General features: G+C 54.4%; 20 protein-coding genes and 1 other RNA gene. 6 read left to right on the top strand and 15 right to left on the bottom strand.

Translation table 11 applies throughout. The annotated features are described in order from the left end of the window. The first annotated feature begins 22 nt into the window (after positions 1-22). Both ssrS and IAE30_RS21965 read left to right on the top strand, forming a co-directional pair. Positions 23-206: non-coding RNA, 6S RNA (ssrS, locus tag IAE30_RS21970), on the top strand. A gap of 187 nt (positions 207-393) precedes the next feature. Continuing rightward, entirely contained in the window at positions 394-999 is a 606-nt protein-coding gene (locus IAE30_RS21965) for a 5-formyltetrahydrofolate cyclo-ligase (RefSeq protein ID WP_045831711.1), read from the top strand. Positions 1000-1073: 74 nt separating this feature from the next. Here IAE30_RS21965 and serA read toward each other — a convergent pair whose 3' ends face one another. From serA to rpiA, 3 genes are all read right to left on the bottom strand, one after another. Next, positions 1074-2312 carry a phosphoglycerate dehydrogenase gene (gene serA, locus IAE30_RS21960; RefSeq protein ID WP_038644986.1) on the bottom strand — a complete coding sequence of 413 codons (1239 nt, stop codon included), beginning with the start codon at positions 2310-2312 and terminating at the stop codon, positions 1074-1076. Positions 2313-2325: 13 nt separating this feature from the next. Then, the gene (locus IAE30_RS21955) at positions 2326-2520 is read right to left on the bottom strand and encodes a hypothetical protein (RefSeq protein ID WP_155287966.1); all 195 of its coding nucleotides are present in this window, start codon (positions 2518-2520) and stop codon (positions 2326-2328) included. 82 nt (positions 2521-2602) lie between these two features. Next, positions 2603-3262, bottom strand: coding sequence for a ribose-5-phosphate isomerase RpiA (rpiA, locus tag IAE30_RS21950; RefSeq protein WP_200681017.1), 660 nt, complete (start codon positions 3260-3262; stop codon positions 2603-2605). Positions 3263-3443: 181 nt separating this feature from the next. Between rpiA and IAE30_RS21945 the strand changes: the two genes are divergently transcribed. After that, positions 3444-4349: a LysR family transcriptional regulator ArgP gene (locus tag IAE30_RS21945; RefSeq protein WP_038644982.1), complete on the top strand. Its 906-nt coding sequence runs from the start codon at positions 3444-3446 to the stop codon at positions 4347-4349. A gap of 106 nt (positions 4350-4455) precedes the next feature. Here the strand turns inward: IAE30_RS21945 and IAE30_RS21940 are convergent, their stop codons facing one another. After that, complete coding sequence (locus tag IAE30_RS21940) at positions 4456-5187, bottom strand: oxidative stress defense protein (RefSeq protein WP_045814671.1); 732 nt, start codon at positions 5185-5187, stop codon at positions 4456-4458. A 218-nt stretch (positions 5188-5405) separates the two neighbouring features. Between IAE30_RS21940 and IAE30_RS21935 the strand changes: the two genes are divergently transcribed. Next, complete coding sequence (locus IAE30_RS21935; protein ID WP_200536749.1) at positions 5406-6713, top strand: MFS transporter; 1308 nt, start codon at positions 5406-5408, stop codon at positions 6711-6713. Here IAE30_RS21935 and IAE30_RS21930 read toward each other — a convergent pair. Next, positions 6700-7398, bottom strand: a complete 699-nt coding sequence (locus IAE30_RS21930; RefSeq protein WP_034823215.1) for a global regulatory protein — start codon at positions 7396-7398, stop codon at positions 6700-6702. The two genes, IAE30_RS21935 and IAE30_RS21930, sit on opposite strands and share 14 nt — an antisense overlap. A gap of 59 nt (positions 7399-7457) precedes the next feature. Between IAE30_RS21930 and IAE30_RS21925 the strand changes: the two genes are divergently transcribed. After that, positions 7458-9734, top strand: a complete 2277-nt coding sequence (locus IAE30_RS21925; RefSeq protein WP_370585634.1) for an FAD-dependent oxidoreductase — start codon at positions 7458-7460, stop codon at positions 9732-9734. Here IAE30_RS21925 and argO read toward each other — a convergent pair. The 6 genes from argO to tkt all read right to left on the bottom strand — a co-directional run bounded on the left by argO (position 9713) and on the right by tkt (position 17381). After that, positions 9713-10336 (bottom strand): arginine exporter ArgO, encoded by a 624-nt coding sequence (gene argO, locus IAE30_RS21920; RefSeq protein WP_200536748.1) that lies wholly within the window; start codon positions 10334-10336, stop codon positions 9713-9715. The genes IAE30_RS21925 and argO overlap by 22 nt on opposite strands. 221 nt (positions 10337-10557) lie before the next feature. Next, positions 10558-11430 carry a small-conductance mechanosensitive channel MscS gene (gene mscS / locus IAE30_RS21915; RefSeq protein ID WP_200681015.1) on the bottom strand — a complete coding sequence of 291 codons (873 nt, stop codon included), beginning with the start codon at positions 11428-11430 and terminating at the stop codon, positions 10558-10560. 189 nt (positions 11431-11619) lie between these two features. Further along, positions 11620-12699 carry a class II fructose-bisphosphate aldolase gene (gene fbaA / locus IAE30_RS21910; protein WP_034823221.1) on the bottom strand — a complete coding sequence of 360 codons (1080 nt, stop codon included), beginning with the start codon at positions 12697-12699 and terminating at the stop codon, positions 11620-11622. Positions 12700-12801: 102 nt separating this feature from the next. After that, the gene (gene pgk / locus IAE30_RS21905; protein WP_038644972.1) at positions 12802-13965 is read right to left on the bottom strand and encodes a phosphoglycerate kinase; all 1164 of its coding nucleotides are present in this window, start codon (positions 13963-13965) and stop codon (positions 12802-12804) included. Positions 13966-14016: 51 nt separating this feature from the next. Beyond that, positions 14017-15036, bottom strand: coding sequence for an erythrose-4-phosphate dehydrogenase (gene epd / locus IAE30_RS21900; RefSeq protein WP_038644970.1), 1020 nt, complete (start codon positions 15034-15036; stop codon positions 14017-14019). A 353-nt stretch (positions 15037-15389) separates the two neighbouring features. Continuing rightward, positions 15390-17381, bottom strand: a complete 1992-nt coding sequence (tkt, locus tag IAE30_RS21895; RefSeq protein ID WP_038644968.1) for a transketolase — start codon at positions 17379-17381, stop codon at positions 15390-15392. A 273-nt stretch (positions 17382-17654) separates the two neighbouring features. On the opposite strand from tkt, the gene IAE30_RS21890 reads away from it, so the two are divergent. Continuing rightward, complete coding sequence (locus IAE30_RS21890; protein ID WP_038644966.1) at positions 17655-18410, top strand: M48 family metallopeptidase; 756 nt, start codon at positions 17655-17657, stop codon at positions 18408-18410. A gap of 49 nt (positions 18411-18459) precedes the next feature. Here IAE30_RS21890 and IAE30_RS21885 read toward each other — a convergent pair whose 3' ends face one another. The 4 genes from IAE30_RS21885 to IAE30_RS21870 form a co-directional block, all read right to left on the bottom strand. Next, complete coding sequence (locus tag IAE30_RS21885) at positions 18460-18870, bottom strand: YidB family protein (protein ID WP_038644964.1); 411 nt, start codon at positions 18868-18870, stop codon at positions 18460-18462. 447 nt (positions 18871-19317) lie between these two features. Continuing rightward, a complete protein-coding gene (gene speB, locus IAE30_RS21880; RefSeq protein ID WP_034823229.1) occupies positions 19318-20238 on the bottom strand; it encodes an agmatinase in 921 nt (306 codons plus the stop codon). 221 nt (positions 20239-20459) lie between these two features. Continuing rightward, a complete protein-coding gene (locus IAE30_RS21875) occupies positions 20460-21701 on the bottom strand; it encodes a capsule biosynthesis protein (protein ID WP_045831717.1) in 1242 nt (413 codons plus the stop codon). Positions 21702-21790: 89 nt separating this feature from the next. Beyond that, positions 21791-23794, bottom strand: coding sequence for a capsular polysaccharide biosynthesis protein (locus tag IAE30_RS21870; protein ID WP_200681014.1), 2004 nt, complete (start codon positions 23792-23794; stop codon positions 21791-21793). Between the last annotated feature and the right edge of the window lie 14 nt (positions 23795-23808).

Here is a 23808-nt window from a genome sequence, read left to right as displayed (position 1 = left end):
GTTAGAGTGACGGTGAAGTCAATTTTCTCTGAGATGTTTGCAAGCGGGCCCGTCCCCTGAGCCGATATTTAATACCAACAGAATGTGACGATCCACAATTTGTGCGCATGCTCGGTCCGTCCGAGAAGCCTAATAATTGTGACGGCATGTTCACCTTGAACCATGGGTTCAAGGGTTACAGCCTGCGGCGGCATCTCGGAGATCTCCTCTTTAGTCCCCTTCGCCTGAGACTTATGTTTCAGCAAGGCGGCAAGCAAATGGATCCCAATCAGCTTAACGAATTGAGTGATTGGGGTGCATGAGCGCAGTTAGTCCCCTGTACCTGAAGTATGACGAGAATCTCCCGCTTCGCATGATATAGTTGGTCAAATTGCCGACTCTGCCGGGGACATCATGACCGCACCTTCCCTACTTGATCGCCAGGACATCCGCCAGCATGTGCGCCATCTGCGCCGCAACCTTACGCCTGAACAGCAGGAGCAAGCTGCCGATCTGCTCGCCGAGCACGCTATTAACTTTGCGCCTATCGCTAATGCCCAACGCATCGCGCTGTTTTTATCTGTCGATGGCGAAATCAACACCCGCCCGCTGATTGCCAAGCTGTGGCAGCAGAAAAAGCAGGTTTTTTTGCCGGTACTGCATCCTTTCGCTCCAGGGCATCTGCTGTTCCTGCGTTACACGCCTGAGACGTCACTGGCCCCAAACAAATTGCGCATCCCTGAACCGCCGCTGGATATCACGCAGATGGCCACACTCGATCAGTTGGATGTGATGCTGGTGCCGTTAGTGGCATTTGACCACCAGGGTCAGCGATTGGGTATGGGGGGAGGTTTTTACGATCGCACCCTGCAGCACTGGCAACAGCATGGCTTTTTACCGATGGGCATTGCGCACGATTGCCAGCGTGTTGAGACATTGCCAGTCGCGGCATGGGATGTCCCTTTGCCTGCTATTTTAACGCCGTCAAAGCTGTGGCAGTGGGATAGCGCCGAGCGATAAAACAAAGGGCGCCAATTGAGGTGGCGCCCTGATCAATCAGCAAGATGAACGGGCACGCAAGGTGCCCTGAATCATCAGTACAGCAGGCGGGCGCGAATGGTGCCCGGAATCGCTTTCATCAGCTGCAGCGCTTTTTCCGCCACATCTTCTTCTGCATCGATATCGATAACCACATAACCCATCACTGGCGAGGTCTGCAGATACTGAGCGGCAATGTTGATGCCCTGCTCGGCAAAGATCTGGTTAATCGCGGTCAACACGCCTGGGCGGTTCTCATGGATGTGCAGCAAGCGGCTGGCGCTGGCAGCATGCATCGGCAGGGACACTTCCGGGAAGTTAACGGCGGACAGCGTAGAACCGTTGTCAGAGTATTTCGCCAGCTTGCCCGAGACTTCCAGGCCGATGTTTTCCTGAGCTTCCTGAGTGGAGCCCCCGATATGTGGCGTCAGGATCACGTTATCAAACTCGCACAGCGGTGAGTTGAACGGATCGCTGTTGGTCGCTGGCTCAACCGGGAAGACGTCGATGGCCGCACCGGACAGATGCTTGTTCGCCAGGGCGTTGCACAGGGCTGGAATATCAATCACGGTTCCGCGTGCGGCGTTAATCAGCAGTGCGCCCGGCTTCATCAGCGCCAACTCGTCTGCGCCAATCATGTTCTGCGTTGAGGCATTCTCTGGTACGTGCAGGCTGACCACGTCGCTCATGTTAAGCAGATCAGACAGGTGACGAACCTGAGTCGCATTACCCAGCGGTAATTTGGTCTCGATGTCGTAGAAGAACACGTGCATGCCCAGGCCTTCTGCCAGCACGCCAAGCTGCATCCCGATATGGCCGTAACCAATGATGCCCAGCTTCTTACCACGCGCTTCGAACGAGCCGTTCGCCACTTTGTTCCAGATACCACGGTGCGCTTTGGCGTTTGCTTCAGGGATCCCGCGCAGCATCAGCAGCATTTCGCCGATCACCAGTTCGGCTACCGAACGGGTGTTAGAGAATGGTGCATTGAAGACCGGCACACCGCGTTTTGCAGCAGCATTCAGATCAACCTGGTTAGTACCGATGCAGAAGCAGCCTACCGCGACCAGCTTTTCAGCCGCCGCAAAGATCTCTTCGGTCAGTTGGGTGCGGGAACGGATACCAATGAAGTGCGCATCGCGGATGGAGGACTTCAGCGACTCCGCATCCAGTGCCCCTTTATGGAATTCGATGTTGGTGTAACCCGCAGCACGCAGATTATCCAGTGCACTCTGGTGAACGCCTTCCACCAGCAGGAACTTAATCTTGTCTTTTTCCAGTGATACCTTTGCCATTTCCCGACCCTATTCAGAATTCAACGAGGACTACCATAAGGTAGCCTTCTGCCAAAATATCAAAAATTTCGAGCGCGGCAATACAAACGATTGCCTGACCGCCAGCACGCGCCCACGTTGAGGCAGCACAAAGCCGAACAAAATCGTGGGATGCGAGTGCGCCGAAGTACGAACCTGCTGTTGATGAATCTTTTGTGACATAAGTCACCAAATTTCACCCCAGCAAGAAAAGATGTTTTGCAGATGGAAATAACCGGCGCAGCACACGCGCCGGTGAGTACGCTATCAGATCAATAAGTGATGGTTTTCACGCCATCTGCTGTGCCGATTAAGACAACATCAGCGCCACGCGCGGCAAACAAGCCAACGGTGACCACGCCCGGCAGTGCATTGATGGTTTTTTCCAATGCAATCGGGTCGAGAATACGCAGATTATGCACGTCGAGAATAATGTTGCCGTTGTCGGTCACCACATTCTGACGATACTCAGGTTGGCCGCCCAGCTTCACCAGTTCACGCGCAACAAACGCGCGCGCCATCGGAATCACTTCCACCGGCAACGGGAAATTGCCCAACACGTCCACCTCTTTGGAGGCATCCGCAATGCAGATAAACTTTTTCGCCACGGCTGCGACAATTTTCTCACGCGTCAGCGCTGCGCCGCCGCCTTTGATCATCTGCATCTGTGGATTAATCTCGTCCGCGCCATCAACGTAAACCGACAGTTCATCGACGTTATTCAGATCAAAAACCGGAATTCCCAGGGCTTTGAGTTTTTCCGTCGAGGCTTCCGAACTGGAGACCGCGCCTTCAATTTGATCTTTCATGGTGCCAAGCGCATCAATAAAATGCGCCGCTGTTGAACCGGTGCCAACGCCAACAATGGTGCCGGGTTGCACGTATTGCAGTGCTGCCCAACCAACCGCTTTTTTCAGTTCATCCTGGGTCATGGTATGTTTAAAACCTGTGCGACATCGAAGTGCGCGTAGTATAAAACAAGGCGTCGTGAAAATGCGCGGCTGTTAACGCATCGATTTAAGCCTTTGGAAGCCAGCCCGCAAAAATCCGCCGCAGCACAATATGACAGTTTTGTGGCATAGTACTTTCCATCCTGAACGAGAGAGAACAACAATGAAACGCCCGGATTATCGAACGCTTCAGGCGCTGGATGCTGTGATTCGCGAGCGCGGTTTTGAGCGTGCGGCCCAAAAACTCTGCATCACGCAGTCTGCGGTGTCACAGCGCATTAAACAGCTGGAAAATTTATTTGGTCAGCCGCTGCTGGTGCGCACCGTGCCGCCGCGTCCGACCGAGCAAGGGCAAAAACTGCTGGCGCTGCTACATCAGGTGGAGTTGCTGGAAGAAGAGTGGCTGGGTGATGACAACGGCGGTACTACGCCACTGCTGCTGTCACTGGCGGTCAACGCCGATAGTCTGGCGACCTGGCTGCTGCCTGCATTGAAAGATGTGCTGGCCGATTCGCCGGTGCGCCTGAATTTGCAGGTAGAAGATGAAACCCGTACCCAGGAACGCCTGCGTCGCGGTGAAGTGGTCGGCGCCGTCAGTATCCAGCCGCAGCCGCTGCCGAGTTGTCTGGTGGATCAGTTGGGTGCTCTGGATTATCTGTTCTGCGCGTCGCCAGATTTCGCTGCACGCTACTTCCCGAATGGCGTCACGCGCTCTGCTTTGTTGAAAGCCCCAGCGGTGGCGTTTGACCATCTGGATGATATGCATCAGGCGTTTTTACAGCAGAACTTCGATCTGTCACCGGGCAGCGTACCGTGCCACATCGTTAACTCGTCGGAAGCCTTTGTGCAGTTGGCGCGTCAGGGTTCAGTGTGCTGTATGATCCCACACTTACAGATTGAGCGAGAACTGGCGCAAGGTGATTTGGTGGATTTGACGCCAGGCCTGTACCAGCGCCGCATGCTTTACTGGCACCGCTTCGCGCCAGAGAGCCGTTTGATGCGCAGCGTGACGGATGCGTTGATCGCACACGGTCATCGCGTGTTGCGTCAGGATACGGCGGCGGCATAAGCCCAAATGCAGATTAACGTAGCGGCTTAATTGATTGCGTAAATGAACGGCAGTTCCACCGCCAATCAGCGCGATCAATCACGCCGCTACGATTCAACACATCAGATTACTGAGCGGTATTCGGCTTGATCTCGAACACCACATCAACCTGATCGTCAAAGTGAATGCTCTGCTGCTCATAAGTCTGCTGCGCGGTGGTATCCGCAGGGGCCGCAGCCGCTTTATACATGCGCGCCATTGGCATTGGCTGGTAGTTCGCCACGTGATAGCGGATGCTGTACACCGGGCCTAATTTCGCGTTGAAGCCTTCTGCCAGTGCACCGGCCTGCTGAGTGGCGTTAGCAATCGCGGCTTTGCGCGCCTGATCTTTATAGGCATCGGCATTCGCTACACCCAGCTCCACCGAACGGATTTCGTTCAGGCCAGATTTCAGCGCACCGTCCAGTAACTCATTCAGTTTATCCAGCTGACGTAACGTCACCTGCACCTGGCGCACCGCACGATAGCCTTTTAGTACCGACTTGCCTTCTTTGGTGTAGTCATACTCCGGTTGCGTGCTCAGGTTTGCCGCATCAATATCTTTCTTCTCGATACCGTTCTTTTGCAGGAAATCGAAATATTGCGCCACGCGGTCATCAGCTTGTTTTTTCGCATCAGCCGCATCTTTCGAGGAAACATTCACCACGATGGAGAGTGTCGCGATATCAGGACGGGCATCTACGCTTGCCTGACCAGAAGTGACGACATGCGGGCCATTCGGGACTTCACCCGCTTGTACCATCGCTGACATTACGCCCGTGCTCATTACGGCGGCCAGCGCCAGTGCTTTCAGTTTCACGAAAGTCCTCCTTGAAGGTTCAATTTACAGGTCGCCACTATGGCTAAACCTAAAACACATTACTATGCGTGATGGTCTGAGTTTGAAATCACCAAAAAGTTCGGATAACGACGGTATTAACGTATCCGCGATCGCAAAACCAGGTTAACGGATTCGCGGAAATTTTGCCTTAGCGTTTCTATTAAAGAAACAATTCTAGCCTTATGGGGAGTTGTGGTATGACAGAGCAGCCAATTAGCCAAAGCGCCATTGCCGTTCGCGCCGGACGGACGCGATTCCTGATGCTGGGTCTGGTGTTTATCAACATCATCATCAACTACATGGATCGTACCAATCTCTCTGTGGCCGCCACGCAAATGGCCGGCGAATTGCGCTTTACGCCAATGGAGATGGGGTTGATCTTCTCAGCATTTGGCTGGATCTATGCTGCGCTGCAGATCCCCGGCGGCTTTCTGATCGATCGTCTCGGCGCGCGTCTGGTGTATGGCGTGGGCCTGTTTGCCTGGTCATTAATCACTGCCCTGCATGCGCTCGCCAACAGCTTTGGTGCGCTGTTTGGCTTGCGCCTGGGCGTCGGTGCCTTTGAAGCGCCGGTAATGCCTTCGAATAACCGCGTGATTTCCAGCTGGTTCCCGGAACAGGAGCGTGCCAGCGCCATCGGCATTTACTCCTCGGCCCAGTTTGTGGGACTCGCCTGCATGACGCCGCTGCTGTTCCACGTACAGGATGCGTTTGGCTGGCGCGGTCTGTTTCTGATTACCGGTGTGGCCGGGATGATTTGGGCGTTGGTGTGGTATCTGCTTTACCGTGAGCCACATGAGCATAAAGGCGTGTCAGAAGCCGAATTAAACTATCTGCGCAGCAACGGTGCCTTACTCGAGAGCCGTCAGCACACGCAGCAGCCGAAGGCCCGCTGGGCCGATCTGGCACAAATGTTCCGCAGCCGCAAACTGGTGGGTATCTATATCGGCCAGTTTACTATCTCAGCCACCTTTTGGTTCTTCCTCACCTGGTTCCCGACCTATCTGGTGGAGTATCGCCATATGGGCTTCATTAAAAGCGGCTATGTGGCTTCCGTGCCCTACTTCGCCGCTTTCTGTGGCGTACTGCTGGCAGGTTTCGCTTCGGATCGCATGATACGGCGAGGCGTGTCACCCAGCGTGGCGCGTAAACTGCCGGTCATCCTTGGTCTGTTCCTGACGCTGTTTATTCTTGGCGCCAATTACACCGACGACTCCACGCTCATCGTGCTGTTTATGTCGCTGGCGTTTTTTGGCAACGGCCTCGCGACCATCACCTGGGTGTTTGTCACCGCACTGGCACCTCGCCATCTGATTGGCTTAGCGGGCGGCGTATTCAATTTCACCGGCGCGCTTTCCGCTATTGTGGTGCCGATTGCCATTGGCGCGCTGATCGATGGCGACAATTTCGCGCCAGCACTCGGCTTTATTGCCGTGCTGGCGGCGATAGGCATTTGCAGTTATCTGTTCGTGGTCGGGAAAATCGAGCATGTCAGCGCGCACTGATCAGCACTTGCGCCAGCGACTGCAACTGCGTCACCCGCTGCTGCAGATGTGCATCGTCGGCCTGCCAGATTTTGGCGAACGCCAGCGCAGCGCGGTTGTTATTGATTGGCTGCGCCATGCTGATTTCGCCGTCATCACGGTGCCAGATCAAATGGTTTGCATCACGCTTACGCGCCAGCAACGGCGCCATTTGCGCCCACTGTTCGTCGGTAAATCGTGGACGCAACTGCTCATCACTCTCTGTCGCCAGCAGCGACACACCAATCACCGACTGCCACGCCGGCAGCATGCGGAAACCGGCCAGCGCCTGGCTGGCACTGGTGCGCTCACCCGGTTCGGAGTGCCAGATGTAAATCACCTGGTCCTCCCACAGCACACCCAGCGCCACCACAATGTCGCGCGGCGCGTGTGCTTCCAGTTGCGGCAGCGCCTGGGCAAACAGCGAGGAGCCGCGAATCGCCTGCGCCGCCAGAGCATGAATCCCCGGGCCGGGCAAATAGCGGCGGTGTTCGTCCTGAATCGTCAGGCCAATCGAGGCCATGGTCATCAACAGGCGGTTAACGCGCGTGCTGTTCATGTCCATCTGTCGCGCCAGTTCACGGCAGCCCACGGCTTTATCGCTGGAAACCAAATACTGCAAGCAGCGAATCCCATCAATCAGGCTTTGGTTGGGTTGAGAAGACATAGTTCACCCTGTGGCGCTCAAAACTCCAATCTTAGCTTCAGCATGACAGGAAGCAAATGATGCAGACTTTCTCTTCGCAAAATGCGCGCCACTTCCCAGAGCAAACGTTACAGGCCGATCTGCTGGTGGCGGGCGGTGGGCTCGCGGGCGTGTGTGCCGCGCTGGCCGCCGCGCGTGACGGATTGCAGGTGGTGTTGGTTCAGGATCGTCCGGTGCTGGGTGGCAACGCCTCGAGTGAAGTGCGGTTATGGGCCAACGGTGCAACATCGCATATGGGTAACAACAACCGCTGGGCGCGCGAAGGCGGCATCATGGGCGAGATTATGGAGGAAAACCTGTGGCGCAATAAAGAGGGCAATCCGGTGCTGTTCGATATGGTGCTGCTGGATTTGGTGCAATCACAACCCGGTCTGACGCTACTGCTCAACACGGTGGTCAGCGATATCACGAAAGAAGGCCGCCGCTTACAAGCCGTGCAAGCTTTTAACGCCATTAATCAGACACGCTACCACGTCAACGCCAGCCAGTTTATCGATGCCAGCGGCGATGGCGTGCTGGGATATCTGGCGGGTGCCGCGCATCGTATAGGGGCGGAAACTGTTGAAGAATTTGGCGAAAAGATGGCGCCAGGCGAACATTTTGGACACAAGCTCGGCCACTCGATCTACTTCTACACCAAACGCACTTCGCAGCCGGTTCGCTTTGTTCCGCCCTCTTTTGCGCTTAAAGAGATTACCGCCATTCCACGTTACAAACGCCTGACCTCCGATCTTAACGGCTGTGATTTGTGGTGGCTGGAATGGGGCGGACGGCTCGATACGGTGCACGAAAGCGAAACCATCAAATGGGAGCTGTGGAAAATTGTTTGGGGCGTGTGGGATTACATTAAAAACTCCGGCGAGTTTCCGGATGCCGATACCCTGACCATCGAATGGGTAGGCCTGATCCCCGGCAAGCGCGAAAGCCGTCGCTTCCTCGGTGACACGTTACTGTGTCAGCAGGACATCATTGAACAGCGCGATCACTACGACGCCGTTGCCTACGGCGGCTGGTCGATTGACCTGCATCCCGCCGATGGCGTGTACAGCGAACACGATGGCTGCCGCCAGTTCCACAGCAAAGGCACCTATACCATTCCATTTCGTGCGCTATACAGCCAGTCGCTGGATAATCTGCTGCTCACCGGTCGTTCAATCTCAGCCACCCACGTTGCCTTTGGCAGCGCACGCGTGATGTGCACCTGCGGCGTACTGGGTGAAGTGGTGGGTCGTGCGGCGGCCATCTGTCATCAGCAGCAACTCACGCCGTCGCAGCTGGCGCAGCCAGATCGCGTCACACAGTTGCAGCAGCAACTACTGCGTCAGGGTGCGTTTATCCCACGCCATCCATTGCTGAGTCCGGCCCGCGATGCGCAGATCGAAGTCAGCAGCACTCTGCAGCTTAGCCATCTCCCCGCCGATGCCGGTTGGCAGCCGCTGCAATCGCGCTGTGCCCTGCTGCTGCCATTAAAAGCCGGTGAACGTTTACCTGTGTTAACCGTGCAACTGCGTGCCAAACAAACGCAGAAGATGCAGGTTTCGCTGCTCAGCAGTGACAATCCTGCCAACACTTGCGGCGATCGTCACATCGCCAACCAAACACTCACGGTTAACGATCAGGGCAACTACCGCCTGAGTTTTGATTACCGTGCAGATTGCGATCGTTATCTGTTTATCGCCTTTGAAGAAAATCCGGCGATTGAAGTGGCCCTCACTCAGCAGCGTCTGCCCGGGGTCATGATGGTGTTTAACAGCCTCAATCCACGCGTCGCCAAACGCACGCGACAGATTAACGATGGCGATTACGGCGTCGATGAGTTCGATTTCTGGCTACCGCGCCGCGTGTCGCATCAAATACTGTTCGCCTTCACGCTGGAGACGCCGTTAAAACTCTGGCATCGGGACTATCTGCTCAACGGCAAATTGCGTCCGGAACAGCACACCAACTGCTGGGTGCCGGCACGGGATGACGCTCAGCCAACGGTTATTTGGCGCTGGGAACAGCAGCAACACGCTCGCCAAATCACGCTGTTGTTTGATAACGACTTTGACCATGCGATGGAGACGGTGCAGATGGGGCACGCACAAGCGGTCACGCCGCACTGCACCACGCATTATCGTCTCTGGCTGGATGAAGAGTTACTGATTGAAGTCGAAGATAACCATCACTCGCTGTGCCATCACGCCGTACCGCAGGGGGTGAGCTTCCGACAGATTCGTTTAGAGCTGCTGGCCAGTGCGGGCGCGCTGCCCGCACTGTACGGCTTACATCTGCATCATAACGCGGCAATACCCTGACGCGCCAGCTGGATAGCGATAAACCACATCACGCCGCCCACCAGCAGATTGATGATGCGCTGCGCACGCACGGTGCGCAGACGCGGTGACAGCCACGCGGCTAACAGCGCCAGTCCAAAGAACCAGATAATTGAAGCACTCACCGTGCCCAACGCGAACCACTGACGCGCTTCGGTAGAAGGAAGCTGACTGCCGAGGCTACCCAGCACCACAAAGGTATCAAGGTAGACGTGCGGATTGAGCCAGGTCACCGCGACGATGGTGGCAACGATGCGCCAGCGACCTTGCTTCAGCGCGGCTTCTGTCGCTAACGTCACATCGCCCTGCCATGCGCTGCGCAGTGCGCCCCAGCCGTACCACAGCAGAAACGCCACGCCCGCCCAGGTGATCAGCATCAGCAGAATCGGGGATTGATTTAGCAATGCACTGCCGCCAAAGATACCGCCACAAATCAGCACGATATCGCTCAGCGTGCATAACCCTGCGGTCATCAAATGGTAGTGGCGTTTAATGCCCTGATTCATCACGAATGCGTTTTGCGGGCCTAATGGCAGAATGAGTGCTGCCCCAAGGGCAAGTCCTTGTAAATAAACAGATAACACGATGGCGGTCCTGAGTAACGAGATAATGCGATGCAGTATAGTGACGCGAGGATATTAGTGGAAATTGAAAGATTTAATCGGGTATTAGAGAAAGTAATAAGATTGATATCAATAGCGAAGTGATGGCGACGAGTGCGCTTTCGGTCGCCATAGATGATAGCCCTTTAAGGATATAACCGGGTTTGTGGGGTGCACATCAGATGCGCACCGCCACTCATTGATTACTCAGCGCGCTCAGGTTGCTGTTCGTTCTTCACCTGATGCAGATGCACGTCCATCTGCGGATAAGGGATGCCGATACCGTTCGCGTCCAGCGTGCGTTTGAAGTTCTTCAACAGATCCCAGTAGACGTTTTGCAGGTCACTGCTCTTGCTCCAGCAGCGCACGACAAAGTTGAGTGAAGACGCGGCCAGTTCGTTCAGGCCGATCTGGATACCCATGTCTTTCAGCACGCGTTCATCGGCCTCAACCACTTCCCTGAACAGCGCGATCACCTGGTCGACATCCGCTTCGTAGGCCACACCGATAATGAATTCATTACGGCGGATCGGCTCACGGGAATAGTTAACGATATTACCCGCAATCACCTTACCGTTCGGTACCACGACAATTTTACCGTCCGCGCTCTTCATGGTGGTGGAGAAGATCTGCACGTTCTGCACCGTTCCCATCACGCCACCGAGATCCACGAACTCGCCAGTTTTAAATGGACGGAAGGTCACCAGCAGCACACCCGCGGCAAGGTTGGACAGCGAACCCTGCAGGGATAACGCTAAGGCCAAACCCGCTGCACCCAGTACCGCAATCACCGATGCGGTTTGCACCCCGACGCGGCCCAGCGCAGCAATCAAGGTAAAGGCAATCACGCCATAGCGCACCAGCGCCGAAAGGAAATCTGCGACTGTGGCATCGATATGACGCGCCACCAGCACGCGGTTGATGCCTTTCGAAATAATACGCGCTGCCATCATACCGATCACAATGATGACAATCGCTGCAGCGATATTGACGAAATAGCTCAGGATCAGCGCCTGATTTCTTACCAGCCAGCCGCCAGCGTTGTTAATGCCATCGACGACATTTAAGTCTTCCATTTGTTAGCCCTGTTGTTGAGTTTCCCGCAGGAAAATGCAAAAACGGCCAGATTAACTCCGGCACTCCCGTGTACAAGGGTAAACAAAAATGGCATGAAGCGCCAAAGATGGCCTGAATTTACTCACTATTCCGAATCGAATGCATAAAAAAAAGGCCCTTTCGGGCCTTTTTTGTACTGTAAGGAGAAATTACAGCACGTCGACAGCGTTCAGCTCTTTGAAAGCCTGCTCTAAACGCACAACCATTGAAGCCTGTGCAGAGCGCAGCCATACGCGTGGGTCGTAGTATTTCTTGTTCGGGCTATCCACACCATTTGGGTTACCCAACTGGCCTTGCAGATAGTCTTCGTTCTTTTTGTAGTACTGCAGGATGCCGTCCCAGGTCGCCCATTGGGTATCGGTATCGATGTTCATCTTGATTACGCCGTAACCAATTGACTCTTCGATTTCTGCAGCAGAAGAACCTGAACCACCGTGGAACACGAAGTCCAGCGCGTTGTGCGGCAGGTTGTGTTTCTTGGTCACGTATTCCTGAGAATCACGCAGGATTGTCGGGGTCAGTTTCACGTTGCCTGGCTTGTACACGCCGTGCACGTTACCGAAGGAAGCCGCGATGGTGAAACGTGGGCTGATTTTGCTCAGCTCGGTGTACGCGTAATCAACGTCTTCTGGCTGGGTGTACAGCGCAGATGCGTCCATATGGCTGTTGTCCACGCCATCTTCTTCGCCACCGGTGCAACCCAGTTCGATTTCCAGCGTCATGTCGATTTTCGCCATACGCGCCAGGTATTTAGAAGAGATCTCGATGTTCTCTTCCAGTGACTCTTCTGACAGGTCGATCATGTGAGAAGAGAACAGTGGCTTACCGGTTTTCTTGAAGTGCTCTTCACCGGCATCCAGCAGACCGTCGATCCACGGCAGCAGTTTCTTGGCGCAGTGGTCGGTGTGCAGAATCACTGGCACGCCGTACTGTTCAGCCATCAGATGCACATGGTGTGCACCCGCGATAGCGCCGAAGATTGCCGCGCCCTGTGGCTTGTCGGTTTTGAAACCTTTACCGGCGATGAAGGCAGCACCACCATTGGAGAACTGAACGATGACCGGCGCTTTAACTTTGGCCGCAGCTTCCAGTACCGCGTTGATGGAGTCCGTGCCGACGCAGTTAACTGCAGGCAGAGCGAATTTGTTTTCTTTCGCTACTTGGAAAACTTTCTGAACGTCATCACCAGTGACAACGCCGGGTTTTACGAAATCAAAAATTTTAGACATGGTTGTGTCCTGTTTCGTTACCGTTCATCCCACGAGGGGACGTCGATTTTTTGCCCAGGATGGGCAAGCCTTCAGACGGCGCCGAAGCGCCGCCCCCAAAAATTACTGCTTAGCGCGCTCTTCCAGCATCGCTACCGCTGGCAGTTTTTTGCCTTCCACGAACTCGAGGAATGCGCCACCGCCGGTAGAGATGTAGGAGATCTTGTCTTCGAGACCGAACAGGTCAATCGCTGCCAGGGTATCGCCACCACCCGCAACAGAGAACGCGTCGCTGTCTGCAATCGCGTTCGCCACGATTTCGGTGCCTTTACGGAAGTTCGGGAATTCGAACACACCAACTGGACCGTTCCACAGAATGGTTTTTGCTTCTTTCAGCAGTTTCGCCATCGCCTGTGCGGTTTCGTCACCGAAGTCCATAATCTCTTCGTTATCCGCCACTTCGGAAACCTTTTTCACGGTTGAAGGGGCAGTTTCAGAGAATTCCGTTCCTACGCGAGAGTCGGTTGGAACTGGGATGCCGTGCTCGTCACGCAGCTTTTTCGCCGCTTCAACGAAGTCTGGTTCGTACAGTGATTTACCGACTTTGTTGTCGATAGCCACGAAGGTGTTAGCGATGCCGCCGCCGACAATCACGGTATCCGCGATTTTCACCAGAGACTGCAGCACGTCGAATTTGGTAGAGACTTTAGAACCCCCCACAACGGCGACCAGCGGACGCTCTGGGTTGCTCATCACTTTACCCAGCGCTTCCAGCTCAGCAGACAGCAGCGGGCCAGCACAAGCGATTGGTGCGAATTTGCCCACACCGTGGGTAGAAGCCTGCGCGCGGTGCGCAGTACCGAAAGCATCCATCACGAAGACGTCGCACAGTGCGGCATATTTCTTCGACAGGGTCTCTTCGTCTTTCTTCTCGCCTTTGTTGAAGCGAACGTTTTCCAGAACCACCAGCTCACCAGCGCCGACTTCAACGCCGTCGAGGTAGTCTTTCGCCAGGGTAACGGTGGTGCCGTTCAGTTTGTCTTTCAGGTAGTTAACAACAGGCAGCAGGGAGAATTCTTCGTTGTATTCACCTTCGGTCGGGCGACCCAGGTGAGAGGTAACCATCACTTTCGCGCCCTGTTTCAACGCCGCTTCGATGGTAGGCAGAGAAGCACGGATACGTGCATCTGACGTCACTTTCCCTTCTTTCACTGGCACGTTGAGATCGGCACGGATCAGAACACGCTTACCAGCAAGATCCAGATCGGTCATTTTAATTACAGACATGGTGAACCCTCTCGTTGATTCTCATAAGTTTTGCCAGACGCAGTCCGCGTCTTACCTGAAACCGCTTGCGGCCATTGCTAACGTGGTGTCGATCATGCGGTTAGCAAAGCCCCATTCGTTGTCACACCAAACCAAGGTTTTGATCAGGTGGTGACCACTGACCCGCGTTTGTGTGCCGTCCACTATGGCACTGTGCGGATCATGGTTGAAATCTACTGAGACTAACGGTAATTCCGTATAGTCAACTATACCACGAAACGCCCCTTCTGACGCGTTTTGCAGCAAGGCATTGACCTCACAAGCCTTCACGGCTTCGCGTACTGAAACGCTCAAATCAATGGCTGTCACGTTGATCGTGGGAACACGGACAGCGATGGCTTCGAAGCGGTCGTTAAATTTCGGAAAAATACGGGTAATGCCCGCAGCAAGACGCGTATCCACCGGAATGATCGATTGGCTGGCGGCACGGGTACGACGCAGATCGCTGTGATAGGCGTCAATCACCTGTTGGTCGTGCATCGCCGAGTGAATCGTGGTCACGGTGCCTGACTCAATTCCGAAGGCGTCATCCAGCAACTTGATCACCGGAATAATGCAGTTGGTGGTACAGGATGCGTTGGAGACAATGCGGTCAGTTTGTTTAAGAGCTTGTTCGTTAACGCCGAACACCACGGTGGCATCCAAATCATTACCGCCCGGATGCGAGAACAACACTTTCTTCGCGCCCGCCTGCAGATGTGCTTCGCCATCGGCGCGGCTGCCGTATACCCCGGTACAATCCAGCACGATATCGACATTCAGTTCCTGCCACGGCAGGGTATCAATATCGGCCAGATGCAGAATGCGGATGGTGTCGTCGCCCACGAACAGCTGATCGCGCTCCTGGCGCACATCCCAGGCAAAGCGGCCATGGCTGGTGTCATACTTCAGCAAATGTGCCATGCCAGTGGCTTCAGCCAGCTCGTTGATCGCTACCACGGTGATCTCAGCGCGGCGGCCGGTTTCGTACAAGGCACGCAGCACATTGCGTCCGATACGACCAAAACCATTAATTGCTATGCGAACGGTCATCTCACTTCCTGCAACAACAGCCCAAAAAAACGTGCCAAATACCTTGAGCGTTTCGCTGCGTTTTGTACAGGGAATTATTGCCCGCTTAACGTTGCAAAATGATGCCACTGAATTGCAACTGAAACGGTTCAGCTAGAATAAAGCATGCAAGGAATAACAGGAATGATTGCGATCAATTGCGCTGCTGATTATTGGATCTGCGTCACATAATTCGCATGTAAAAATTATTACTTCAGGAATAATTGAACCGTTTCAGGTTTGAGGCGGGAGTTGAAATGAAAAAAGGTGCGCATCAATGCGCACCTTCAATAGCGATAATCACCTGTCGGGCCGCCCTTGATGGCGACCGCTGATTACAGAATAGATTTCGCGGTGTTCACCACGTTCTCAACGGTGAAGCCGAACTCTTTGAACAGCAGTTCTGCTGGAGCAGACTCACCGAAGGTGGTCATGCCGACGATAGCGCCATTCAGACCGGTGTATTTGAACCAGTAGTCTGCGATGCCGGCTTCGATTGCCACACGCGCAGCAACCGCTTTCGGCAGTACAGATTCACGGTAAGCCGCGTCCTGCTTGTCAAAGGCATCGGTCGAAGGCATAGACACCACGCGCACTTTACGGCCTTCGCTGGTCAGCTGGTCGTAAGCGGCAACCGCCAGTTCGACTTCTGAACCGGTAGCGATCAGGATCAGCTCTGGCGTACCTGCGCTGTCTTTGAGCACATAACCACCGCGCGCCACGTTAGCCAGCTGCTCAGCGGTACGATCCTGCTGCGCCAGATTCTGACGAGAGAAGATCAGGGCTGATGGGCCGTCAACGCGCTCGATAGCGTATTTCCAGGCAACCGCAGATTCAACCTGGTCACATGGACGCCACAGGCTCATGTTTGGTGTCACGCGCAGGCTAGCCATCTGCTCAACCGGCTGGTGCGTTGGACCATCTTCACCCAGACCGATGGAGTCATGGGTGTAGACCATGATCTGACGAATCTTCATCAGTGCAGCCATACGCGCCGCGTTACGTGCGTATTCTACAAACATCAGGAAGGTCGCAGTGTACGGCAGGAAACCACCGTGCAGTGCAAGGCCGTTAGCGATCGCGGTCATACCGAATTCGCGCACGCCGTAATGGATGTAGTTACCCGCAGCATCCTCGTTGATTGGCTTAGAACCCGACCACATAGTCAGGTTGCTTGGTGCCAGGTCAGCGGAGCCGCCCAGGTATTCCGGCAGGATTTTACCGAAGGCTTCAATCGCATTCTGAGACGCTTTACGGCTGGCGATTTTGGCTGGGTTAGCCTGCAGCTGCTCGATGAACTTCTGCGATTCGGTTTCCCAGTTCGCTGGCAGCTCGTTGTTGGTACGACGCGTGAACTCAGCAGCCAGCTCAGGATGAGCAGCAGCATAAGCAGCAAACTTCTTATCCCATGCGGACTCTTTCGCCTGGCCGGCTTCTTTCGCATCCCACTGCGCGTAGATGTCTGAAGGAATTTCAAACGGCGCGTGGTTCCAGCCCAGCTGTTTGCGGGTCAGTGCGATTTCGTCGTCGCCCAGCGGTGCGCCGTGCGAATCGTGCGTACCGGCTTTGTTCGGTGAACCGAAACCGATGATGGTTTTGCACATCAGCAGTGAAGGTTTGTCTGAAACCGCTTTGGCTTCTTCTACTGCTTTCTTGATGGCGTCAGCGTCGTGACCGTCTACGCCACGCACCACGTGCCAGCCGTAAGCTTCGAAGCGTGCTGCGGTATCGTCAGTGAACCAGCCATCAACGTGACCGTCGATTGAGATGCCGTTGTCATCATAGAAGGCAACCAGTTTACCCAGTTTCAGGGTACCGGCGATGGAGCACACTTCGTGTGAGATACCTTCCATCATGCAGCCGTCGCCCATGAACACGTAAGTGTTGTGGTCTACGATGTCATGGCCTGGACGGTTGAACTGTGCCGCTAAAGTGCGCTCAGCGATGGCGAAGCCTACTGCGTTAGCGATACCCTGGCCCAGTGGACCGGTGGTGGTTTCAACGCCAGCGGTGTAGCCGTATTCTGGGTGGCCTGGAGTTTTAGAGTGCAGCTGACGGAAGTTCTGCAGCTCGCTCATCGGCAGGTCATAACCGGTGAGGTGCAGCAGGCTGTAAATCAGCATGGAGCCATGACCGTTAGACAGCACGAAGCGGTCACGGTCTGCCCACAGCGGGTTAGTCGGATTGTGGTTCAGGAAGTCACGCCACAGCACTTCGGCGATGTCCGCCATGCCCATAGGGGCACCAGGATGTCCCGATTTGGCTTTCTGTACTGCATCCATACTTAACGCGCGAATGGCGTTGGCAAGCTCTTTACGAGAGGGCATCTTCTACTCCAGGTCGGATTAATGCTCCGCCGCGCTTAACGTATTGTAATTAATCAGTTATCAGGCGAAGCGAGAAAAAAGTCGCACATCAATGTACATGAAAATCGGGGCAAAAGTACATGCGTCGACGTGCTAAATAGCGGGTAAACGGTTGCAATTCGGGGCTTGTCTGCTAGCCAGTGAACAGGATGCACGCTATAACCAAAGCGTTTGAACACCGATCTCAATTTCAGGTGTTTGTTTTCTCTACCTTGTTACGCAAAGGACCTCTCAATGAAAATCCGCGCCACCATTCTTGCTGTGGGAATCGCTTCGCTGCTAAGCGGCTGTGAAGGGATGGACAATAACGCGCTACTGCAATCCGGCGCGCAGGCCTATCAGGCTTATACGTTGAATGATTCACAAGTGAAGCAGCTCAGCGATCAGTCCTGTGCCCAGATGGACAAAGACAACCAGCTCGCACCTGCCAACAGTGAATATCAACAGCGTCTGAACAAAATCGCCGCAGCGCTGGGCGATAATATCAACGGCGTGCCAGCCAACTACAAAGTCTATCTGACCAAAGATGTGAACGCGTGGGCGATGGCCAACGGCTGTATCCGCGTTTACAGCGGCTTGATGGATATGATGACGGATAACGAAGTGGAAGGCGTACTCGGCCACGAAATGGGCCACGTGGCGCTCGGCCATACGCGTAAAGCGATGCAGGTTGCTTATGCCACCACGGCGGCACGCACCGCCGCGGCCTCGGTTGGTGGCGTGATTGGTCAACTGTCGCAATCCCAGTTGGGCGATCTGAGCGAAAAGCTGGTCAATGCGCAGTTCTCGCAGACCCAGGAATCGCAGGCGGATGACTACTCTTATGACCTGCTGAAAAAGCGCGGTGTTAATCCGCTCGGCTTAGCCACCAGTTTCGAGAAACTGGCGAAAATGCAGCAAGGCCAAACGAGTTCGATGTTTGATTCCCACCCGGATTCCGCAGCACGTGCACAGCACATCCGCGATCGTATTGCGGCAGATGGCAAATAATCGACAATAAAAAGGAGCGCCGGTGCGCTCCTCTCTTCCACTTCGACAATTACCGCTTAAACAGATCATCCACCATCGATCCCAAATCCAGCTGGTTGTTGTGCAGACTCTGCTCATCCAGTTGACCTTGCGGCGACATCTTATCGATCAATTGCGGCAACAACGACGCCAGCGTGCCAGATGCACCATTCACATCGGTGCCCAGCTTATCAGCCAGCGACTGCAACTCCTCCTGCCCAAAGGCACTCTGAATCTCACCGCCGCCGACCTGTTGATTACCGCCGGTGCCGATCCACGAACCCAGCACCTCACCGAACCCGCCCTGTTGAAACTTCTGCAGTAGCACTTCGATTCCGCCCTGCTCCTGCACCCAATTCCAGATCGCCTGCAACTGACCCAACTGATTGCCTTGCCCGTTGCCGCTCCCCAGCGAACCCACTAATTCATCCAGAAAGCCCATGGTGACCTCCAAAGATTGAGTAACCGTGATTAACGAAGCGATAACTAACGCTACGCCCAAAAGTATAGCTACAGGGTGCCGATAATGAATTGTCACCTTTAAGTTGTTGAGGCATCAATGCGAGAAGCGTGACAATGGTCTGTATTCACCAGACGGGGCCATTTCATGGTGAAGATGGTCTACACTGACCGTTTGTTTGCAGGCGATACCAGAGAGAGTCACCGGAGCACCACATACTATGATGACCATTCTGATTATTCTCGCCGTCGTTATCGCGATTGTGCTGATCGGCGCGTATCTGGTGGTAAGGTCTGCCGCTCAGGACATCAATGGCGACTATTAGGAATCGGGGAAGTCGAGAGCAAATGATCGCCCTCAGTTTTTAATCTTTGTATCACTATCAACAGTTGATTTGAGGACAAGGCTCTCGCCCTGCCCTTCCCAGTATTAGCCTTTGTTCGCTGCCTGCACGTGCAGCATATCCAGCGCCAACGTAGCCGCCGCCAGTGATGTCAGATCGGCGTGGTCGTAACCCGGTGCCACTTCCACCAGATCCATCCCGACGATGTTCATACCCTGCAAGCCACGAATCAGCTTGGTGGCTTTATCGCTGGTCAGTCCGCCGATCACAGGCGTGCCGGTGCCCGGTGCGTGTGCCGGATCCAGACAGTCGATATCAAAGGTCAGATACACCGGCAGATCGCCCACAGTGCGTTTCACTTCCGCCAGAATATCATCGACGCTGCGATCGTTAACCTGTGCTGCATCCAGCACGTTAAAGCCAAGGCTCTTATCAAACTCGGTACGGATACCAATCTGCACTGAGTGATTTGGATCGATCAGCCCTTCTTTCGGTGCGGTGAAGAACATGGTGCCGTGGTCGAAGGTTGGACCGTTAGAGTAAGTGTCAGTGTGCGCATCAAAGTGCACCAGTGCCATTTTACCGAAGTGCTTAGCGTGCGCGCGCAACAGCGGCAGCGTGACGTAGTGGTCGCCCCCGAAGGTCAGCATACGCTTACCGTTTGCCAGCAATTTCTCAGCGTGCGCCTGCAATTTGTCAGAGAGATCCTGTGAATCACCGAATGCGTAAACGAGGTCACCGCAATCCACCACGTTCAGGCGCTGACGCAGGTCGAAATCCCACGGCCAGCGGCAACCTTCCCATGCGAGGTTAGTGGAGATCTGGCGAATCGCACCCGGCCCTAAACGGCTGCCCGGACGACCCGACGTTGCGGCATCGAAAGGTACACCGGTGATCACCCACTCAGCATCGCTGTCGTAAGGCTGGAAGTTCACCGGGAAGCGCATGAAACCGAAGGCGTTAGAAACCAGGGAGTTATCGTACTGATTGCCCAGGGTGTTATACATAACTTGTCCTCTTTAAGATCCGTGAGTCGGTTAGCCACTAAAATATAGGTAAAAAAAATCCCCTCCGCGTCGTTAGGCCCGACGAGGAAGGGATTTATTGAACGTAATTATTGCGGAGATTTTCATGCTCTGCAATCGACGCTTTAATGACATTTGAAATGAATCGCTGATATCACTTTGGCAGCATAGGTACGCACGAGACATTTCCCCAAATTTCCAGCTCACTTCCGTTCGAGATTAGTGAGAGCAGTAGGCTGGAGGGTCTCTGAAGGAATATCGAGCCAGTCGGACTTACCGTAAAAGACGGCATTAATTTGCGTGTTATAAAGCAAATGAGTGCGAAAGCGCTGGAAAAGTTTTTTATCGGGTACAAAATCCGACTGCCAAAACTGGTTGAGCGGCCCCTGCCAGGCCAAGCCTTCGATGTTGTAAAGCGCCTTACCCATCACTTTAAGCGGCTTATTGTGGATTAATGCCGACAGACCGGCGGTACTGTTCACCGTGATCACCGCCCGGGTGTGGGTCAGTAAAGCGGGCAAAGAGAGATCGTGCACATAGATAACCCGACCGCTGATGCCATATTTTTCAGTCAGCACGTTAATGAAGGTGCCATAAAATCGATGGCCACGATCCATTGGGTGGTGTTTAAACACCAGGTGTCGCTCTTTTGGCGCATGACGGGCAAATGATCGGATCACCGTTTCAATATAGTCTCGTACGTCTTTATAAGGGCTGTGATGGATGATCTGACTGTCGTTATAAACTTGTAAAATCGCCAGATAGTACTGATTGTCCAGTTCACCGGTGATATGGCTCAACATGTTGCGTTGCTGCCAGCGGTAGACGAGTTTGCGGCGACCTGCACGTATCCAGCAGCGCATCTCATACCAGGGTGAGAACGACTTATGATGCCTGTAGCCTTTATAACGGTGGCGGCCAAACCAGCCCGCTGCATAATAAAACATGGCATGGGCCGCGCGATTATAGGCACTCGGCTTCCACGGCGTCGGCGTTTTCAATTCGGGCAGCGGCTGCTCGCGATAATATTTCGCATCAATCGGCATTGAAGAAAATGCATTTACGCCCCCTTTTTCAAGGGTGATATAAAACGGACGAAAGTATCCTTCTTCGAATGCAAGGAAATCGATCGACTGGGTACTCGACCATTTCTTAGCTTCGACATGCATTGGGCGGCAGTCACCGAAACAGACAATGGTGTCGAAGGGGTACTTTTTGTGCAACTCACGCAGCCAATAAGCAAATTTCTTCGCCGATCCGGTGTAATGCAGCGCGGTTTCTTTCGCGGCATACCATGAATCCCCGGCATTGAAGCAAACCTGCTTCACTTCACGATGGCTGTTCTGCAACCAGATCGCCAGACGTGCAAAGCAAGGGCCCATTGGCCCCTGTAAAAAAAGATATCGTCGGCCATTAAGCAAATGGCGGATAGCTGGCTCTTCCATTATTTTTCCCAGAGCGGTTCCGTTGCGGGATCGCATATATGAGTGGCTTGATGACCGTTTTTCTTTCATTGGTGGGGATAAATCGTTCGCTAACGAAATGTCTGCACGAGGTAGCTCAATTTCATTTGCCAGCGTTGCCAGCGGCTGGATTTCTGTGCCGGGGAGTTGCCCTGCTGCGCTAACTGGTGGATTAACTGCTCCGGGCTCATCCACAAACCACTCTGCCAGTCGATATATCGTGGATAGGCGACCAGCGTGGTATAAACCAGCGCAGCCAAAGATAAATGACGCTGGCGACGTTCAGCGGGATGGATATCGTTCGTCAGCCCCCAGCCGCTATAAAACGGCTGGCCCCAGGTGGTGACTTTTACACCCTGCACTAAAGCTTCAAAACCGCTCAGCGAGGTCATGGTATGCAGCTCGTCTACATGCGGGTAGAGACTGGTCAGGCCGATATCCAGCACCTGGCTATCGACACAAGAGGTCAAACACGCCTCAGATATCGCCCCTTCACGGTTGCCTGCTACCACGTCTGGATGGGGTTTAAACAAAATATGAGCTTCCGGTCTGGCGGCACGTACGGCCCATAGCAGTTGTTCATTGCTATGAATGACCGGGCTACCCGTCAGGATCGATGCATCACCATCGACCTGCCCCACCACCAGCAGCAGCGGACGACCATCAACAGGCGGCGTAAAAGGTTGCACATTACCGACGTTGTATTTGCTGACCCCATTCTGCTGAAGCAGATCGATTAGCGCCGCGCCGCGCGCCAGCTGTTTCTCTGTCAGTTGCTGTTGATTCAGCAGTTGCTCGATCCGGCTTGGCCGACGGCTGTCGAAATAGATCCCCACAGGATCAATAGAGAGCGATGAAGGGCGACACAGATTAGACCCCAGACCTCGCGAGCGGATAAAGCCGTCTTCCACCCGTATAGGGTTGGCGAGTTCAGGATGACGACTGCCCCAGACCAAAACCTGCTCATCAGAAGCCACCTGTTTTGGTAGCTTACGCACAAAGCAGATCTCCTCAGCTAGCGGCGAACAGAAAGCACGCATAAATGCGCGTTTCCACAACGAGAAACCCACCAGATACAGGCGTCGATAATGCGGGGGCGGATTCTGCTGACGCGCGATAATGGGCAACACCTGCTCCACTTCACAGCGCTCGCCCAGCACCGGATCGAGGTAGCGCGGATACTGAATCAACGCCGCTGCCACCAATTGTGGCAGGCAGGCCTTCGTCTGCCGCCGCTTAAGATGTTGACTGTCATGGGTCAGCCCCCATCCCGCGTAAAACGGCATGCCGAAACAATAGACTGTCTTGCCCAGCAATAGGGCTTCGAACCCCATCTGGGATGATACGGTGTAGACCGCGTCTACCTGATTAAGCAGTGCATGGGGATGGCAGTGATCGGCCACCACTTCCACATCATCCATCTGCAAACGCGCCAGTACGCCACTCTTTCTGCCCAGACGGGTATCCGGGTGAGTGCGTAGCAGCAGCCGGGCATCAGGATGGTTGCGCCTTGCTGCTGCGACCATATCAATAAAATCTGCTTCGCTAGCCAGCGCGCCAGGGATGGAGAGATCACCGGCCACCTGATCAATCAGCAACACTTTAGAGCGAGGATCGTTTTGCAGACGTATGGCTAGAGCTGCTGGTAAATCGCGCGCTGTGCCGTAGCAGTTGTATTTGGTGATCCCCAGACGAAGCAGTTCGCTCGTCAGCTTCTCAGCTCTCGCCAGCATAGCAGCATCGCACGGTGTGGCGATTAATTGCTCAAGGTAACTAGGCTGGCGGGCATCATAGTAAACGCCTACCGGATCAACGATCAGGGAGACTGGCACGCCTCCCCTGGCGGGGTGGCCAATATAGCCGATAAAGCCATCTTCCAGCTGCCAGTACGGCAGCCCGAGTTTCTCGGCCCTTTGCTTTATCTGCCGGGTGTTGCTCTTTTGGCCCCAGCTAACCAGCACATCGTCTTCAGCGAGCGTCATACTGGCTTTGAAGGCATGTAATGTGTGGCCAAGCATCGGCTCAAACCGTGCTTTTTTGGCAAGGATTCCGGCTGAACCTGTGTAAAATTTCATTCGAACTCTGCGCG

The sequence above is a fragment of the Pantoea sp. S61 genome (genome assembly GCF_016625145.1).
In the GTDB taxonomy this organism is placed as follows: Bacteria; Pseudomonadota; Gammaproteobacteria; order Enterobacterales; family Enterobacteriaceae; genus Pantoea; species Pantoea rwandensis_B.
This window is presented reverse-complemented; position numbering and strand designations above follow the sequence as displayed.

Excerpts from the sequence above, each read along its gene's own strand:
- IAE30_RS21870 (WP_200681014.1), bottom strand. The coding sequence starts at position 23,794 with ATGAAATTTTACACAGGTTCAGCCGGAATCCTTGCCAAAAAAGCACGG.
- IAE30_RS21965 (WP_045831711.1), top strand. The coding sequence starts at position 394 with ATGACCGCACCTTCCCTACTTGATCGCCAGGACATCCGCCAGCATGTG.
- IAE30_RS21925 (WP_370585634.1), top strand. The coding sequence starts at position 7,458 with ATGCAGACTTTCTCTTCGCAAAATGCGCGCCACTTCCCAGAGCAAACG.
- tkt (WP_038644968.1), bottom strand. The coding sequence starts at position 17,381 with ATGCCCTCTCGTAAAGAGCTTGCCAACGCCATTCGCGCGTTAAGTATG.
- IAE30_RS21885 (WP_038644964.1), bottom strand. The coding sequence starts at position 18,870 with ATGGGCTTTCTGGATGAATTAGTGGGTTCGCTGGGGAGCGGCAACGGG.
- IAE30_RS21930 (WP_034823215.1), bottom strand. The coding sequence starts at position 7,398 with ATGTCTTCTCAACCCAACCAAAGCCTGATTGATGGGATTCGCTGCTTG.
- serA (WP_038644986.1), bottom strand. The coding sequence starts at position 2,312 with ATGGCAAAGGTATCACTGGAAAAAGACAAGATTAAGTTCCTGCTGGTG.
- epd (WP_038644970.1), bottom strand. The coding sequence starts at position 15,036 with ATGACCGTTCGCATAGCAATTAATGGTTTTGGTCGTATCGGACGCAAT.
- fbaA (WP_034823221.1), bottom strand. The coding sequence starts at position 12,699 with ATGTCTAAAATTTTTGATTTCGTAAAACCCGGCGTTGTCACTGGTGAT.
- IAE30_RS21945 (WP_038644982.1), top strand. The coding sequence starts at position 3,444 with ATGAAACGCCCGGATTATCGAACGCTTCAGGCGCTGGATGCTGTGATT.
- IAE30_RS21875 (WP_045831717.1), bottom strand. The coding sequence starts at position 21,701 with ATGGAAGAGCCAGCTATCCGCCATTTGCTTAATGGCCGACGATATCTT.
- IAE30_RS21935 (WP_200536749.1), top strand. The coding sequence starts at position 5,406 with ATGACAGAGCAGCCAATTAGCCAAAGCGCCATTGCCGTTCGCGCCGGA.
- speB (WP_034823229.1), bottom strand. The coding sequence starts at position 20,238 with ATGTATAACACCCTGGGCAATCAGTACGATAACTCCCTGGTTTCTAAC.
- IAE30_RS21890 (WP_038644966.1), top strand. The coding sequence starts at position 17,655 with ATGAAAATCCGCGCCACCATTCTTGCTGTGGGAATCGCTTCGCTGCTA.
- pgk (WP_038644972.1), bottom strand. The coding sequence starts at position 13,965 with ATGTCTGTAATTAAAATGACCGATCTGGATCTTGCTGGTAAGCGTGTT.
- mscS (WP_200681015.1), bottom strand. The coding sequence starts at position 11,430 with ATGGAAGACTTAAATGTCGTCGATGGCATTAACAACGCTGGCGGCTGG.
- rpiA (WP_200681017.1), bottom strand. The coding sequence starts at position 3,262 with ATGACCCAGGATGAACTGAAAAAAGCGGTTGGTTGGGCAGCACTGCAA.